12 protein-coding genes and 1 pseudogene are annotated in these 14367 nt (G+C 69.7%); 1 reads left to right on the forward strand and 12 read right to left on the reverse strand.

The window, feature by feature from the left end:
- The 8 genes from ACLBXX_RS18170 to ACLBXX_RS18205 all read right to left on the reverse strand — a co-directional run.
- On the reverse strand, positions 1–315 hold a 315-nt coding region (locus ACLBXX_RS18170; RefSeq protein WP_447659178.1), incomplete at its 3' end, for a twin-arginine translocation signal domain-containing protein.
- A gap of 88 nt (positions 316–403) precedes the next feature.
- Positions 404–1120 carry a copper homeostasis protein CutC gene (locus ACLBXX_RS18175; RefSeq protein ID WP_447659179.1) on the reverse strand — a complete coding sequence of 239 codons (717 nt, stop codon included), beginning with the start codon at positions 1118–1120 and terminating at the stop codon, positions 404–406.
- A complete protein-coding gene (locus tag ACLBXX_RS18180) occupies positions 1120–2463 on the reverse strand; it encodes an alpha-L-fucosidase (protein WP_447659180.1) in 1344 nt (447 codons plus the stop codon). The genes ACLBXX_RS18175 and ACLBXX_RS18180 overlap by 1 nt, the downstream gene beginning before the upstream one ends.
- Positions 2460–4037 carry a M81 family metallopeptidase gene (locus ACLBXX_RS18185; RefSeq protein ID WP_447659181.1) on the reverse strand — a complete coding sequence of 526 codons (1578 nt, stop codon included), beginning with the start codon at positions 4035–4037 and terminating at the stop codon, positions 2460–2462. The genes ACLBXX_RS18180 and ACLBXX_RS18185 overlap by 4 nt, the downstream gene beginning before the upstream one ends.
- Complete coding sequence (locus tag ACLBXX_RS18190) at positions 4021–5001, reverse strand: ROK family protein (protein WP_447659182.1); 981 nt, start codon at positions 4999–5001, stop codon at positions 4021–4023. Before ACLBXX_RS18190 ends, ACLBXX_RS18185 begins: the two co-directional genes overlap by 17 nt.
- Positions 4998–5957, reverse strand: a complete 960-nt coding sequence (locus tag ACLBXX_RS18195) for a carbohydrate ABC transporter permease (RefSeq protein ID WP_447659183.1) — start codon at positions 5955–5957, stop codon at positions 4998–5000. Before ACLBXX_RS18195 ends, ACLBXX_RS18190 begins: the two co-directional genes overlap by 4 nt.
- The gene (locus ACLBXX_RS18200; protein WP_447659184.1) at positions 5947–6855 is read right to left on the reverse strand and encodes a carbohydrate ABC transporter permease; all 909 of its coding nucleotides are present in this window, start codon (positions 6853–6855) and stop codon (positions 5947–5949) included. Before ACLBXX_RS18200 ends, ACLBXX_RS18195 begins: the two co-directional genes overlap by 11 nt.
- 46 nt (positions 6856–6901) lie before the next feature.
- Complete coding sequence (locus tag ACLBXX_RS18205) at positions 6902–8164, reverse strand: ABC transporter substrate-binding protein (RefSeq protein ID WP_447659185.1); 1263 nt, start codon at positions 8162–8164, stop codon at positions 6902–6904.
- A gap of 190 nt (positions 8165–8354) precedes the next feature.
- Between ACLBXX_RS18205 and ACLBXX_RS18210 the strand changes: the two genes are divergently transcribed.
- Positions 8355–9506 (forward strand): ROK family protein, encoded by a 1152-nt coding sequence (locus ACLBXX_RS18210; RefSeq protein WP_447659186.1) that lies wholly within the window; start codon positions 8355–8357, stop codon positions 9504–9506.
- 4 nt (positions 9507–9510) lie between these two features.
- Here ACLBXX_RS18210 and ACLBXX_RS18215 read toward each other — a convergent pair whose 3' ends face one another.
- The 4 genes and pseudogenes from ACLBXX_RS18215 to ACLBXX_RS18230 form a co-directional block, all read right to left on the reverse strand.
- On the reverse strand, positions 9511–10776 hold the full coding sequence (locus ACLBXX_RS18215) for an alpha-L-fucosidase (RefSeq protein WP_447659187.1): 1266 nt from the start codon (positions 10774–10776) through the stop codon (positions 9511–9513).
- 163 nt (positions 10777–10939) lie between these two features.
- Positions 10940–12025 (reverse strand): annotated as a pseudogene (gene ilvC, locus ACLBXX_RS18220) (ketol-acid reductoisomerase); the annotation flags it as partial.
- Complete coding sequence (gene ilvN / locus ACLBXX_RS18225) at positions 12018–12527, reverse strand: acetolactate synthase small subunit (RefSeq protein WP_045297961.1); 510 nt, start codon at positions 12525–12527, stop codon at positions 12018–12020. The pseudogene ilvC and the gene ilvN, both read right to left, overlap by 8 nt.
- A 3-nt stretch (positions 12528–12530) precedes the next feature.
- Positions 12531–14336 (reverse strand): acetolactate synthase large subunit, encoded by a 1806-nt coding sequence (locus ACLBXX_RS18230; RefSeq protein WP_447659188.1) that lies wholly within the window; start codon positions 14334–14336, stop codon positions 12531–12533.
- Between the last annotated feature and the right edge of the window lie 31 nt (positions 14337–14367).

Below are 14367 nucleotides of genomic sequence, written 5' to 3' on the forward strand. Positions count from 1 at the left end.
CGGTGTCGATCGAGATGGGGAACGCCTTCGCGAGCGCGTTGCGCGTCGAGCCGTCCGGCTCGGGAACGGTGATCCCCGTCGCCTTCGTCTGGTAGGGCAGCTGCCGACGCACGGCCCGCGCGAAAGTGCCGGGGGGCCCCCCCCCCCGGGGGCGGCAGGCGCCGGCGGCGCCTGCCCCCACCCGGCCGCGGCGAGCCCGCCCGCCGCGGAGACGCCGACGAGGAAATTGCGTCGACTCAGACCCGAGTGGGGCGGGTTCGCCGCCGTGGTCCCGAGGTCGTGGTCGGATGCGTGATCAGGCATGTTTTCTCCCATGGCGAGGATCGAACCACGCTCCCGGGCACGCCGACAAGGGTCCGCGGATGAGGAAACTCTCAGCAATCGCTCCGACCGGCAGCGGTGCTCAGCCCCGGGCGGCGGCCACAGCTTCCGCCACGATCCCCGGATCGGTCACGTCGTGCCCGTCCGAACCGCCGCCGGGTCCCGCGGGCGCGCCGAGGCCGGCGCGCCGGCGCGCCGAGAGATGCACGGCGCCCACGCCGGCGTGGACGAGGTGGCGGATATCGGCCGGCGCCACTCCCCCGCCTGCCGTCACTTCGAGGTCCGGCCCGGCGAGGCGTGCGTACGCCTCCAGGCGGTCGATCCCCCGGATGCTGCGTTCCGCGCCCCCCGACGTCAGCACCCGGCCGACGCCCTCGGCCAGGAGGGTCTCGAACACCTCGGCGCTGCGCGGCGACGCGTCGATCGCACGGTGGAACACGAGCGTCGCCGGGCCCGCGGCATCCGTCCACCGGCGAAGCGCCTCGCGGTCGGCGCGGCCGTCGCCCTCGAGCGCGCCGACCACGACGCCGCCCACACCCCGCGCGACGCAGGCGCGGATGTCGGCCGTGACGACCGCGACCTCGTCGGCGTCGTACACGAAGCCGCCGCCCCGGGGACGCACCAGCACGTTCACCTTCTCGGCGCCGACCGCGTCGCACACGGCCTCGATCGACCCGATCGACGGCGTGAGACCGCCGACGACGAGCGCCTGGCAGAGCTCGAGCCGATCGGCACCCGCCTCGATCGCCGTACGGGCGCCCGCGGTGTCCTGCACGGCGATCTCGACGGCCGCGCGCATCACAGCTCGACCCGGAGGGCGATCGCCGGATCGGCGCGGAAGGCATCGGGGACGGTCGCGTGCGAGCGGCCATCGGGCGTGCGCTCGAGCGCCGCCTCGGAGCCGTCCGCCCAGCGCGCGGGTCGTCCGGCGAGCTCCTCCGGAAGATCGAACTCGCCTGCGGCGGGGTCGAGCGCGATCACGTTCACCACCCCCTCCGCGGCGGTGTAAGCGCGCGGCGCGCCGGTCTCCTCATACGCGCGCACCCACGGACGCGTGGCGTAGATCGCGTCGCCGTCGCGGCGGAGCCACGCGCCGAGCTCCCGCATGGCGCGTTCCTGCAGCTCGGGGATCGATCCGTCGGCGCGCGGGCCGACGTTGATCAGGAGGTTGCCGTTCTTGCTCACGACGTCGGCGAGGAGGCGGATGAGGGCGGCGCCCGACAGCGAATGACTCGCATCCTCCGCCTGGTTGTAGCCGAAGGAGTACCCGAGACCGCGCGTCGACTCCCACGGCTCGGCGACGATGTCGGCGACGTGGGTGTACTCGCGGGTGAGGAAGCCGTGCCGAGGCACGCCCCAGCGGTCGTTCACGGTGCCGTCCGGCACGGCAGCGAGGTACCGGCGCAGCAGCGCGGCGACCGCGTAGTCCTGCTGCCCCTTGCCGCCGTCCGGCCATTCGATGTCGTTCCAGAGCAGGTCGGGGCGGAAGCGATCGACGAGCTCGTCGAGCTGGGCGGCGGCGTACCGCGAGAACCACTCGTCCGCACGGCGGAAGCGGAAGAGGTCGGTGTCGGACTCGATCGGCGGGTAGTCGCTCACGTGCCAGTCCAGCGCACCCGAGAAGTAGACGCCGAACCGCGTACCGGCGCGACGCGTCGCGTCGTGGAGCTCGGCGATCAGGTCGCGGCGTGGGCCGCGGCGGGCCGCGCTGAACGACGTCGTCGCGGTGTCCCACAGGCAGAAGCCGTCGTGGTGCTTCGTCGTGGGGACGACGTACCGCGCGCCCGCGTCGACGAGCGCGTCGACGAAGGCGTCGGCGTCGAACCCGCCCGGATTCCACTGGTCCGCGAGGTCCTCGTAGCTCGTGCCGGTGCCGTACAGCTCCTGGTGGCGCCGCCACGTCGGGCTGCCCGCGATGCGCACCGTGTTGGCATACCACTCGGCGTACTGGTGGTGGGCATAGGCGTCCTCGGCGGGCACTCCCCCGGGAGGGTGGGCCGGCGCCCATGCAGGCACGGAATAAAGGCCCCAGTGCACGAAGAACCCGAGCTTCGCGTCGCGGTACCACTCGGGGACCGGAGTATCGGGGTACTCGGGCGCCGCGTCGCCGAGATCGGGTCCGGTGCGGGTCTCGAAGTTCATGCGCGTGCCTCCGTGCCGCGGCGTCGGGTGACCAGTGCCGCAAGATCCGGCTCGTCGTCGGTCGTGGCGAACGGGTAGGTGCCGGGGCGCAGCCGGGAGTGGCCGAGGCGCAGCAGATCCTGGTCGACACCCCCGGGTGTGAGCGCGAGCGTCCATCCCGCGGCGAGATCGTAGAGCTCGGGCTCGAGATAGCCGATCTTCACGATCACGATGTCGGCCGTCTCGGGGTCGAGTCCCAGCATCCGGAAATCGTCGAGGTGGTGGAAGGGCTTGCGCCGCTCCGTCACGATCGCGTGCACGGCGCCGCGGCGCACCACGACCTGCGTGCCCGCGACCGGATCGCCGCCGGTGATCGAGACGATCTCGCCGGTGACCTCGACGGGCCCGCGCGGACCGGGATCGACACGCCCGCCCACGTGCACCGTGACCGTGGCGCCGATCCCCGCCGCCTCGGCGGCGCGCACCGCCTCCGGATCGAAGACGGATGCCGCGAGCACCGTGCGCGACGCATCCTGAAGGTCGGCCCGCTCGAGCAGACGTCCGAGGGTCCACGAGACGTCTCCGGCGCCGCCCGCCGTCGGGTTGTCGCCGGAATCCGAGATCACGTAGGGCCTCGGCGCGTCGTCGGCCAGGGCCAGATCGAGCGCCTCATCGAGGCTCGCGGTCGGACCCACGAAGACGAAGTCCGCGCGCGCGTCCCAATACCGCTGTCCGAGTCGCTCGGCTTCACGCGCGATCACCGCCGGGTCGTCGCCGGTCACGATGACCGTGGCGTGGCAGCGGGGCTCGTCGGCCCACGCGTACCCCACCCACACGGCGGCGTCGACGACGCCCTCGAGCTCCTCGACATCCGGGATGGTGCCGTACAGCCCCTTGGCGGGCTCGAGCCGCGTGCTCGTCTTCTCGCCGGGCAGCAGCACCGGAACGCGCACCCACGCCTTGTGGGGGCGTCGCGCATCCGGGTCGGCGCCCGAAGCCGCGCGCAGCCGCTCGAGCAGATTGTGCACCGCGCGCTGCTTGGTGTTCATCCAGTCCTCGTGCGGCGCCATCCGGTAGCACGTGATGAGGTCTACGGCGTCGAACAGGGCGTCCGACACGTTGCCGTGCAGATCCATCGATGCCGACACGAGCGTGTCGGGACCGAGCGCCTCGCGCACGGCGGTCGCGAGGTCGCCCTCGGCGTCGTCCATGCCCACGACGCTCATCGCTCCGTGGATGTCGAAGAAGAACGCGTCGAACGGGCCCTCCGCGCGGATCCCCTCGACGATCGCCTGCTTCATGCGCGCGTACGTCTCCGGGTCGACAGCCCCACCGGGCAGGGAGCGCCCGTGGGTGAGCGGAACCCAGGCCGCAGCATCCCGCAGCTCCTCCCCCTCGGCGAGGAAGGGGTAGTACGCGAGCAGCTCGTCGCCGGTGCGGATCGTGAACGCCTCGTCGCCCGAGATATGCGGGGAGAACGTGCTGGACTCGATCGAGATGCCACCGATGCCGATGCGCGGGCGCGCGAGCCCCGACGGGTGGAGCGGGCCCAGCGGGCCCTTCCAGATCTGGTCGTGGTCAGGACGCGACGTCACGGAGGAGCTCACCTTCTGCGAACTGTTCGGAGGGGATGGACCGATCGGATGCCGCCACCATCGCCGCGGCGCCGAGCACGACCGCGTCGCCGCGCAGCGCGCCGGGGACGATGCGCAGGGGGGCGCCGGACACCGGCGGATCGGTCAGGAGGGTGGCATCGACGGCAGGAGCGAGCAGGTCCCATGCGGATACCACCCCGCCCCCGACCACCGCGAGCGGCACGTCGACGAGGGTCGCGGCGGAGATGCACGCGAGGGCGACCGCCCGACCGGCGTCGTCGAACACCGCCTTCGCCGCCGGGTCGCCGATTCGCGCCCGATCGGCCACGACCCGCGCTGACACGACGCCATCGCCGGTCGCCGCCGCATAGCGGCGCGCGATCGAGGTGCCCGAGGCCAGGGTCTCGAGGTGACCGGTGCGGCCACAGGTGCAGACGAGATCGCCGTAGCCCGGAGTGTGGCCGATCTCGCCGGCGGCTCCGTAGGGACCGTGGCGGAGTCGGCCGTCGAGCACGAGCGCTCCGCCGACGCCGGTGCCGAGCATCACGCCGAGCACGTCGGCGCCCCGCCCCGAGCCCCATGCGGTCTCGCCGAGGAGGAAGGCGTTCACGTCGTTCTCGACGCGCACCTCGACCTCGAGCCTGTCACCGAGCCGCTCGCCGAGCGGGAATCCCGCCCAGTCGACGAACATGTCCGACGCGGCGCGGATCGCACCGCTGCGCGGGTCGACGACCCCCGCCGCGCCGACGCCGACCGCATCGGGACGCACGCCCGCGTCATCGACGAGCTCCTCGACCAGGAGCGCCGCCGTCTCGGCCATCGCGGCGCCACCGGTGCGGGCCGGGGTGTCGCGCGTCGCGCGCGCCAGCACCGTGCCGTCCGCGGCGACGAGGGCGCCGGCGGTCTTCGTGCCCCCGATGTCGATGCCGGCGACGACGGCGGGGGCCTCTGCGCACCCGCTCATCGGCCGCCCAGCCCGGCCATCGCGATGCCCTTCACCAGGTGCTTCTGCAGGACGATCACGAGGATCGTGGTGGGGATCATCGAGATGATCGCGGCCGCCATCTGCAGGTCCCAGCGCGTGCCGGTGAGGCCCGAGAAGCTGGCGAGGCCCACGGGGAGCGTGCCCAGTGTCGCGTAGTCGACCGTCACGATGAGCGGCCAGAGGTAGCTGTTCCAGAACGACAGGAACGTGAACACCGCCAGCACCGCCACCGCCGACTTGGACAGCGGAAGGATGATCTGGAGGAACGTGCGCACCGGACCCGACCCGTCGACCCGGGCAGCCTCTTCGAGCTCGAACGGGATGCCGCGGAAGAACTGACGCATGAGGAAGGTGCCGAACGCCGTGAAGGCGAACGGGAAGATGAGCGCCTGATAGGTGTTGACCCATCCGAACCACTGCATCACCTGGAACATCGGGATGACGAGGACCTCTGCCGGCACCATCAGGGTGGCCAGGAACAGCACGAAGACAGCGTCGCGCCCCTTCCAGCGCAGGCGCCCGAACGCGTAGCCCGCCGTCGTCGAGACGATGAGCACCACGAGGGTGCCGGCGACGGCCACGAACAGCGAGTTTCCGATGTAGGTGAGGAACGGCCCGTAGGCGAACACCTCCGCGAAGTTCCCCCACTTGATCTGCGAGCCGACCAGCGTGGGCGGCATCGAGAACATCTCCTCGTTGGGCTTGAGCGCCGAGAAGAAGGCATAGACGAGGGGCGCGACGAAGATGAGCGCCGCCAGGTAGATGCAGATGTGCGCGAGGACCAGGCGGATGCGCTCACCCGGGGTACGCGCGGCAGTGCGACGGCGCGCCGGGGGCTCCTCGACGAACTCGTCGTCCGACGTCATCAGCAGCGTCTGCTCGATCGCCGACGCGTCCTTGTCGGTCTCGGTCTCGGTCTCGGTGTCAGTGCTCATAGTGCACCCACTTCCGCTGCGCGGCGAACTGCATGCCTGTGATGAGGATGATGATCGCGAAGAGGATCCACGCCGCTGCTGCCGCGAGTCCCAGGTCGCCGAAGGTGAAGCCCTGCTCCCAGATGAACATCACGAGCGGCTTCGTCGCGTTGCCCGGGCCACCGCCGGTGAGCAGCTGCGGCTGCGCGAACACCTGGAGCGCGGTGATCATCGTCATGATCGTCGCGAAGAAGATCGACGGAGAGATCATCGGGATCATGACGCTCCAGACGAGGCGGAAGCCCCGGGCGCCGTCGATGCTGGCCGCCTCGAGCACGCTCTCGGGCAGCTGTTCGAGCGCCGCGGAGAAGATCAGCATGTTGTAGCCGAGTCCCTGCCACACGCTCATGGCGACCACCATGATCATCGCCCACGAGGGATCCGCGAGGAAGTTCGGCAGCGTGGCGCCGAACCAGCTCTGCGCCAGGCCGTTGAACAGACCCTGCGGCTGCAGCATCATCTTCCACACCAGGACGTTGGCCACCATGGGCACGACGACCGGGATGAAGAAGAGCACGCGGAGGGCGCCACGGCCGCGGATGCGCGGCCCGAGTCCGATCGCGAGCGCGAGCGAGAGGGCGATGCTGAGCGGCACGTACAGCAGCGTGTACACCGCGGAGTTGCGCAGCGCCGGCCAGAAGTCGGGGCTGCTGGTGAACAGCTTTGCGTAGTTCTCGACGCCGTTGAAGGTGCGGTCGCCGAACGTCGGCCAGTCGTAGACGCTCATCACGATCGAGAGCCCGACGGGCACGATCGTGAACAGGGCGAGCCCCACCAGGGCCGGGCTTGCGAAGCCCAGCGCCTGGCGGGCCTCGGCCCTGGCGAGCGACCCGCGACGTGTCGTCGTCGTGGTCGTCATTGCTCTGCTCTCTTGCTCACGTGCGAGGGTTCGAGGACGAACCCGGTCAGTTGCCGAACTGCGCCTGGGCGCTCTCCAGCAGGTCCGACATCTCCATCTGGCCGTTGTAGACGCTGACGAGGTTCGGCTGGATGTAGCTGTCGAGCTTCTCCCAGTTCTTCGTCATGTACAGCGGGACGGTGGTGGCGAACGCCGACTCGAAGACCGTCTGGACCTGCTCGCGGTACTCCTCGTCGATCGAGTCGAAGTACAGCGGCTGCGACTCGGTGCGTGCCGGGTACGAGCGACCCGACGAGGCGATGTAGTCCTGCGCGTCCTTGCCGAGGAGCGACCCCATGACCTTGAGCGCGGCCTCGGGGTTGTCGCAGGTCTTCGAGATGCCGTAGCCCGAGCCGAGGATCGGTCCGGAGTTGCCGTGGTCGCCCGCCGGGAGCGGCGCCATGCCGGCGGCGAAGCCCGACTCGTTGTTGAGGTAGCTGACCGCGTTCCACGTGCCGTCGACCGCCATGGCGGCGTTGCCGCCGGTGTACTGGTTCTCGCCCCAGCCGGTGTCCGACGCCGAGGCGACCGGCGCCGCGACGCCGAGGTCGGTGACGAGACCCGAGTACCACGACGCCGCGTCGACGAAGTCGGGGTCGTCGATGTGGAGCGTGCCGTCCTCGGAGGCCGGCTGCTTGCCCGAAAGCGCGATGGGCATCGACATCCACTGGTAGCCGCCCATGCCCATGCCGAAGCCGTACTTGCCGTCGGCCGTCGCCGTCGTCGCGATGTCTTCGAAGTCGTCGAAGGTCCAGTCGATCTCGGGCGTGGCCGCACCGGTCGCGGTCAGCATGTCCTGGTTGTAGTAGACGAGCATCGTCGCGACGTCGAAGGGAACGCCGTACAGGCCGCCCTCGAAGCTGAGGATGCCCTCGGCGCCCGGGTTGAAGTCGGCGAAGTCGAGACCCGCGGTCTCGAGGTCGTCCGCCGTCAGCTCGCGGAATCCGTCGGTGAACCCGCCGAGCTGTGCGCCGCTCATACCCGTGACGCACGCCATGTTCCCGCTGGCCATGTTGGTGGTGAGCTTCGTGAAGAAGTCGTTCCACGGCGCGGTCTGGAGCTTGATCGTCACATCGGGGTTCTCCTCCTGCGCGATCGCGACCTGCTTCTCCAGCGCCGTGGTGTCGGCCTCACTGCCCGCCCACATGTCGACGACGATCGTGGGCTTGCCGTCCGTGGAGCTGTCTCCGCCCGAACCGCTCGCACACCCCGTCAGGACCACCGCTACGCCGGTGGCTGCGGCCACCGCGCCGACGCGCAACTTCTTCATCGAATGCCTCCTATGGCAGCCAGTTCTCACAAGGTTATTTCGAACATCGAACCAACCTTGTACTCTTGTGTCGCAAGTCACCCTCGCAGGTTTCGATCGGTGACGCAACCCGAACATCGGATGTTTATCGACGTGTGATACTTCGTCACATCTCGGAAACACGCCCAGACCACCACCCGCGAGAGGGACCATGACCCCCGACACCGACCGCTCTTCCGTCGATGAGGACCTGTCCCGGCGGATCATCGATCTGATCGCGCGCGGGCAGGCCAGCTCGCGCAGCGAGCTCGCCGCGGCTCTCGGCCTCGCGCCGTCGACCGTCAGCCTCAGGGTGCAGTCGCTGATCGACGCCAGGCTCGTGACCGAGCGAGGCGACGGCACGTCACGCGGCGGCAGACGCCCGCGGCTGCTGGGCATCGACGAGGGTTCGGGGATCGTGCTCACGGTCGACCTGGGAGGCGGACACGCCCGCATCGGCGCGCACTCGCTCAGCGGCGAGCTGCGCGAGACGCGTTCGATCCCGGTCGTCCTCGCGGACGGCCCCGAGGCGACCCTCGACGCCGTGTGCGTGGTCTTCGACGAGCTCGCGCGCGACACCACGATCCACGCGATCGGCATCAGCCTTCCCGGCCCGGTCGACATCGACCGCGGGACCGTCACCCAGCCGTCGCGCATGCCCGGGTGGCCCGGCTTCCGCGTCCCCGATCACGTGCGGCGCCGCTACGGCGTCCCGGTCGCCGTCGACAACGACGCGAACCTCGCCGCGCTCGGCGAGCACCGCGCGCAGTTCGGCGCGAACGGCCACAGCATCACCGTGAAGGCCGGCACCGCCATCGGCAGCGGCATCATCGTGGACGGCCACATCCACCGTGGGGCAACGGGTGCGGCAGGCGACATCACGCACACGCGCATCGACGGCAGTGGCGACATCCCGTGCTCCTGCGGCAACACCGGCTGCCTCGAGACCGTGGCCAGCGGCGCGAGCCTCGTGCGGCAGATGCGCGAGCGCGGGCGGACGGATGTCGAGACCACCGCCGACGTGCTGGCGCTGGCGCGCGACGCGGAGCCGGAGGCGACCATGATCGTCCGCACGGCGGGAACGCACCTCGGTCAGGCGCTGTCGGGCGTCGTGAACTTCTTCAATCCGCACGCGGTGTTCCTGACGGGCAGCATGAGCGCGTCGGAGCCGTTCATCGCCGCGGTGCGCAGCCGGGTGTACGAGGCATGCCACCCACTGGCCACCCAGCAGCTGCGGATCGAAGCCGCGCATACGCGCGCGGACGCCATCCTCCACGGCGCCGCGCGGTGGGCGCTCGACAACCTCGAGCTGCCCACCGCGTGAGCGGTCAGCCCTCGGCGAGCGTGAGCTCGATCACGGGCATCAGCACGTCCGGTTGGGCGACCGGAAGGTGCACGGTGAGCGTCCCCTCCGCCTCGCCGGCCGGCGTCATGTTGACCGCCTTCTGATCCGGGTCGGCCGCCGACGTGCGGAGCCAGGACCCGTCGTTCAGAAATCGCGCGTACGTGACCTTGCCGGCGAGCCCGGCAAGGTGCACGAAGCCCAGCGGCCACGACATCAGGTGCAGGTAGAGCTTGTGACCACGGCGGGTGTATACGCCCTCGCGCGGCGGCACGAAGCTCGCGTGACCGGCGCCGACGATCGCACCTCGGTGCAGCCGCATCCATTCCCCGATCTCCGACAGGGTGCGCTCATCACGCGGGGCGATCGCACCGCGCCCGTCGGGGCCGATGTTGAGCAGCATGTTGCCGTCCATCGACACCGAGTCCGAGAGCATCTGGACGAGCAGCGTCGCCGGCTTCTGCTCGGTGTTGTCGCGGTGGTAGCCCCACGAGCCGTTCATGGTCTGGCAGGCCTCCCACACCTGCGGCACGCCGTCGACCATCAGCGGCGCGGTGGGCTGGTACTGCTCGGGCGTGACGAAGTCCCCCGGGATGCCGAGCCGGTCGTTGACGAGCATCTCAGGCTGCAGCTCGCGGCACATCGCCAGGAGCGCTTCGGCATCCCAGTCCCCCGGCCCCTTGCCGGCGAGCCCGTCCATCGATTCGGGGTAGGTGAAGTCGAAGAACAGATAGTCGATCTTTCCGTAGTCGGTCAGCAGCTCGCGCACCTGGGCGTGCAGGAACTGGCGGTACCGCGCCATGTCGCGACCCTCGTTGAGGGCGGCGATGTCCTCGTCGGCCCGTCGAGGGTGGTTCCAGTCGACCGTGAAGTCGGGGTGATGCCAGTCGATCAGCGAGTGGTAGAGGCCCACCCGAAGACCCTCGGCGCGGAGCGCGTCGACGTACTCCCGCACGAGGTCCCGGCCGCACGCCGCGACCGCGTTGAAGTCGCTGACCGCGGTGTTCCACAGCGCGAAGCCGTCGTGGTGCTTCGTGGTGAGCACGACGTAGCCCATGCCCGTCGCCTTCGCGCGGCTGGCCAGTGCCCGCGCATCGAACAGGTCGGGGTCGAAGTTCTGGAAGTACGGGAGGTAGTCCTCGTCGGTCAGGAACTCGTAGTTCTGCACCCACTCGTGCCGTGCGGCACCGCTGTACAGGCCGAAGTGCACGAACATCCCGAATCGCGCCTCGTCGAACCACTGCTGTCGCATTCTCGCCCCACTCGCCTTCCGTCTGTGTGTGGTCCCATCCTGACACAAACATCCGATGTCTATGCACGCACTCCCTCGTCGTGACAAGAACGCCGAGAGCCCGGCCCCTCTCGGGACCGGGCTCTCAGTGACGATCGCGCGTGGCGCGGTCAGCGGGTCGGGATCAGCGGGCGGCCGAGCCCTCGACGTAGTCCGCGTCCTGCTGCTTCCACGCGAAGAGCGAGCGCAGGTCCTTGCCGACCGACTCGATCGGGTGGGCGGCAGCCTTCTCGCGGAGCTCGAGGAACTCGACGGCGCCGTTGTCCTGGTCGTCGATGAAGCGCTTGGCGAACGCGCCCGACTGGATGTCGGCGAGTACGGCCTGCATGTTCTCCTTGACGTGCGGGTCGATGACGCGCGGGCCCGAGACGTAGTCGCCGTACTCGGCGGTGTCGGAGACCGACCAGCGCTGCTTGGCGATGCCGCCCTCCCACATGAGGTCGACGATGAGCTTGAGCTCGTGCAGCACCTCGAAGTAGGCGATCTGCGGCTGGTAGCCCGCCTCGGTGAGGGTCTCGAAGCCGTACTGGACGAGCTGCGACACGCCGCCGCAGAGGACGGCCTGCTCGCCGAAGAGGTCGGTCTCGGTCTCCTCGGTGAAGGTCGTCTTGATGACGCCGGCACGCGTGCCGCCGATGGCCTTCGCGTACGACAGTGCGGTCGCCCAGGCGCCACCCGTCGCGTCACGCTCGACGGCGATGATGTCGGGGATGCCGCGGCCCGCGACGTACTCGCGGCGCACCGTGTGGCCCGGCGCCTTCGGCGCGACGAGGATGACGTCGACGCCCTCGGGCGCCTCGATGTAGCCGAAACGGATGTTGAAGCCGTGCGCGAACGCCAGCGTCTTGCCCGGGGTCAGCTTGTCCTTGATGCTGTCGGTGAAGATCCCGCGCTGGTGCTGGTCCGGCGCGAGGATCATGATGACGTCGGCCCACTCGGCCGCGTCGGCGACCGACTTGACCTCGAAGCCCTCGTCCTGCGCCTTCTCGATCGACTTGGAGCCGTCCTTGAGAGCGATGACGACCTCGACACCCGAGTCGCGAAGGTTCTGGGCGTGCGCGTGGCCCTGCGAGCCGTAGCCCACGATCGCCACCTTCTTGCCCTGGATGATGCTCAGGTCGGCATCGGCGTCGTAGAAGATCTCAGCCATCTTCGTGTTTCTCCTTGATTGATCGGTTCTGGAAGTAGTGGGTGCCGCGCGCTCAGCCGCGCAGCACGCGCTCGGTGATGCTCTTGCCGCCGCGGCCGATGGCGACGAGGCCGGACTGCGCCAGCTCCTTGATGCCGAAGGGCTCGAGCGCACGTAGGAACGCGTCGACCTTGCCCTTGTCGCCGGTGACCTCGACCACGAGCGCGTCCGGCGCGTAGTCCACGATCTGGCCGCGGAAGAGGTTGACGACCTCGAGCACGTTCGACCGGGTCTGGTTGTCGGCCCGCACCTTCACGAGCATGTGCTCGCGCTGGACGGATGCCGCGGGGTCGAGCTCGACGATCTTGATGACGTTGATGAGCTTGTTGAGCTGCTTGGTGACCTGCTCGAGGGGAAGCTCGTCGACGTCCACGACCACCGTGATGCGCGAGAGCCCGGGGACCTCGGTGACTCCCACCGCGAGCGACTCGATGTTGAAGCCGCGCCGGGCGAACAGGCCCGCGACGCGTGTCAGCAGACCGGGCTTGTCCTCCACGAGGAGGCTCAGCACGTGACTCGTCATGTCTCAGTCCTCCTGCTCGTCGAAGGCGGGCGAGTGATCCCGCGCGTACTGGACGAAGCTGTTGCTCACGCCCTGCGGCACCATCGGCCACACCATCGCGTCGGCGCTCACCACGAAGTCGATGACCACGGGACGGTCGTTCGTCTCGAGCGCCGTCTGGATCGCAGCATCCACGTCCTCTTCCTTCTCGACGCGGATCGCGAGGCAGCCGTACGCCTCCGCCAGCTTCACGAAGTCGGGGATGCGCACCGTGCCGTGGCCGGTGTTGAGGTCGGTGTTCGAGTGGCGACCGTCGTAGAACAGCGTCTGCCACTGGCGCACCATGCCCAGCGACGAGTTGTTGATGATCGCGACCTTGATCGGGATGTTGTTGATCGCGCAGGTGGCCAGCTCTTGATTGGTCATCTGGAAGCAGCCGTCGCCGTCGATCGCCCACACGACGCGGTCGGGCTCGGCGACCTTCGCGCCCATCGCAGCCGGGACCGAGTAGCCCATCGTCCCCGCGCCGCCGGAGTTGAGCCAGGCGTTCGGGCGCTCGTACTTGATGAACTGCGCGGCCCACATCTGGTGCTGACCGACGCCCGCGGCGTAGACGCCTTCGGGGCCGGTGAGCTCGCCGATGCGCTGGATCACGTACTGCGGCGCCATGTGCCCGTCGGTGGGCTGCGTGTAGCCGAGCGGGAACTCGTCGCGGAGTCCGTCGAGGAAAGACCACCACTCGGTGATGTCGGGCGCGGTGCCGCCACTGACGGCGCGGAACGCCACGTCGAGGTCGACGAGCACGTCCTTGAGGTCGCCCACGATCGGCACGTCGGCGGTGCGGATCTTCGAGATCTCGGCGGGGTCGATGTCCACGTGCACGACCTTCGCGTTCGGCGCGAACAGCGCGGCCTTGCCTGTGACGCGATCGTCGAACCGCGCACCGAGGGCGACGATGAGGTCGGCGTCCTGCAGCGCGAGCACCGCCGGCACCGTGCCGTGCATGCCCGGCATGCCGAGGTGCTGCGTGTGCGAGTCGGGGAACGCACCGCGCGCCATCAGCGTGGTCACGACGGGGGCGCCGGTCGTCTCGGCGAGCGAGAGGAGCTCCTCCGAGGCGCGGGCGCGCACGACGCCGCCACCGACGTAGAGCACCGGCTTCTTGGCGTCGGCGATGAGCTGAGCCGCGGCGTGGATCTGCTTGCCGTGCGCCTTCGTGACGGGCCGGTAGCCCGGGAGGTCGATGTTCGGCGGCCACACGAAGGGCGCTTCAGCCTGCTGGGCGTCCTTGGTGATGTCCACGAGCACGGGACCGGGACGACCCGTCGACGCGATCTCGAACGCGGCCGCGATCGCACCGGGGATGTCCTCCGCACGCTTCACCAGGAAGGAGTGCTTCGTGATCGGCATCGTGATGCCGACGATGTCGGCCTCCTGGAAGGCATCCGTCCCCATGAGGGTGGAGAAGACCTGACCGGTGATGCAGACGATCGGCACGGAGTCCATGTAGGCGTCGGCGATGGCGGTGACAAGGTTCGTCGCGCCGGGGCCGGACGTCGCGATCGCGACGCCGACACGACCCGATGCGGCGGCGTAGCCTTCGGCGGCGTGACCGGCGCCCTGCTCGTGCCGGACGAGGATGTGGCGCACGGACTCGTCGTCCATGAGGGGGTCGTACACGGGCATGATGGCGCCGCCCGGAAGACCGAAGACGTCGGTCACCCCGAGCAGGTCAAGAGAACGGACGACCGCTTCCGCGCCCGTGAGCACGGGCGTCGAGGCGGTGCGGGCTGGCGGCCGGGGAACGGCCGCGGCGGTGTCGGCTGACATGGTGATTTCCTCTGAAGTGGGTCGGAGGCGG

This window comes from Microbacterium sp. C23T (genome assembly GCF_053345975.1).

Excerpts from the sequence above, each read along its gene's own strand:
- ACLBXX_RS18175 (WP_447659179.1), bottom strand. The coding sequence starts at position 1,120 with ATGCGCGCGGCCGTCGAGATCGCCGTGCAGGACACCGCGGGCGCCCGT.
- ACLBXX_RS18180 (WP_447659180.1), bottom strand. The coding sequence starts at position 2,463 with ATGAACTTCGAGACCCGCACCGGACCCGATCTCGGCGACGCGGCGCCC.
- ACLBXX_RS18190 (WP_447659182.1), bottom strand. The coding sequence starts at position 5,001 with ATGAGCGGGTGCGCAGAGGCCCCCGCCGTCGTCGCCGGCATCGACATC.
- ACLBXX_RS18195 (WP_447659183.1), bottom strand. The coding sequence starts at position 5,957 with ATGAGCACTGACACCGAGACCGAGACCGAGACCGACAAGGACGCGTCG.
- ACLBXX_RS18200 (WP_447659184.1), bottom strand. The coding sequence starts at position 6,855 with ATGACGACCACGACGACGACACGTCGCGGGTCGCTCGCCAGGGCCGAG.
- ACLBXX_RS18205 (WP_447659185.1), bottom strand. The coding sequence starts at position 8,164 with ATGAAGAAGTTGCGCGTCGGCGCGGTGGCCGCAGCCACCGGCGTAGCG.
- ACLBXX_RS18210 (WP_447659186.1), top strand. The coding sequence starts at position 8,355 with ATGACCCCCGACACCGACCGCTCTTCCGTCGATGAGGACCTGTCCCGG.
- ACLBXX_RS18215 (WP_447659187.1), bottom strand. The coding sequence starts at position 10,776 with ATGCGACAGCAGTGGTTCGACGAGGCGCGATTCGGGATGTTCGTGCAC.
- ilvN (WP_045297961.1), bottom strand. The coding sequence starts at position 12,527 with ATGACGAGTCACGTGCTGAGCCTCCTCGTGGAGGACAAGCCCGGTCTG.
- ACLBXX_RS18230 (WP_447659188.1), bottom strand. The coding sequence starts at position 14,336 with ATGTCAGCCGACACCGCCGCGGCCGTTCCCCGGCCGCCAGCCCGCACC.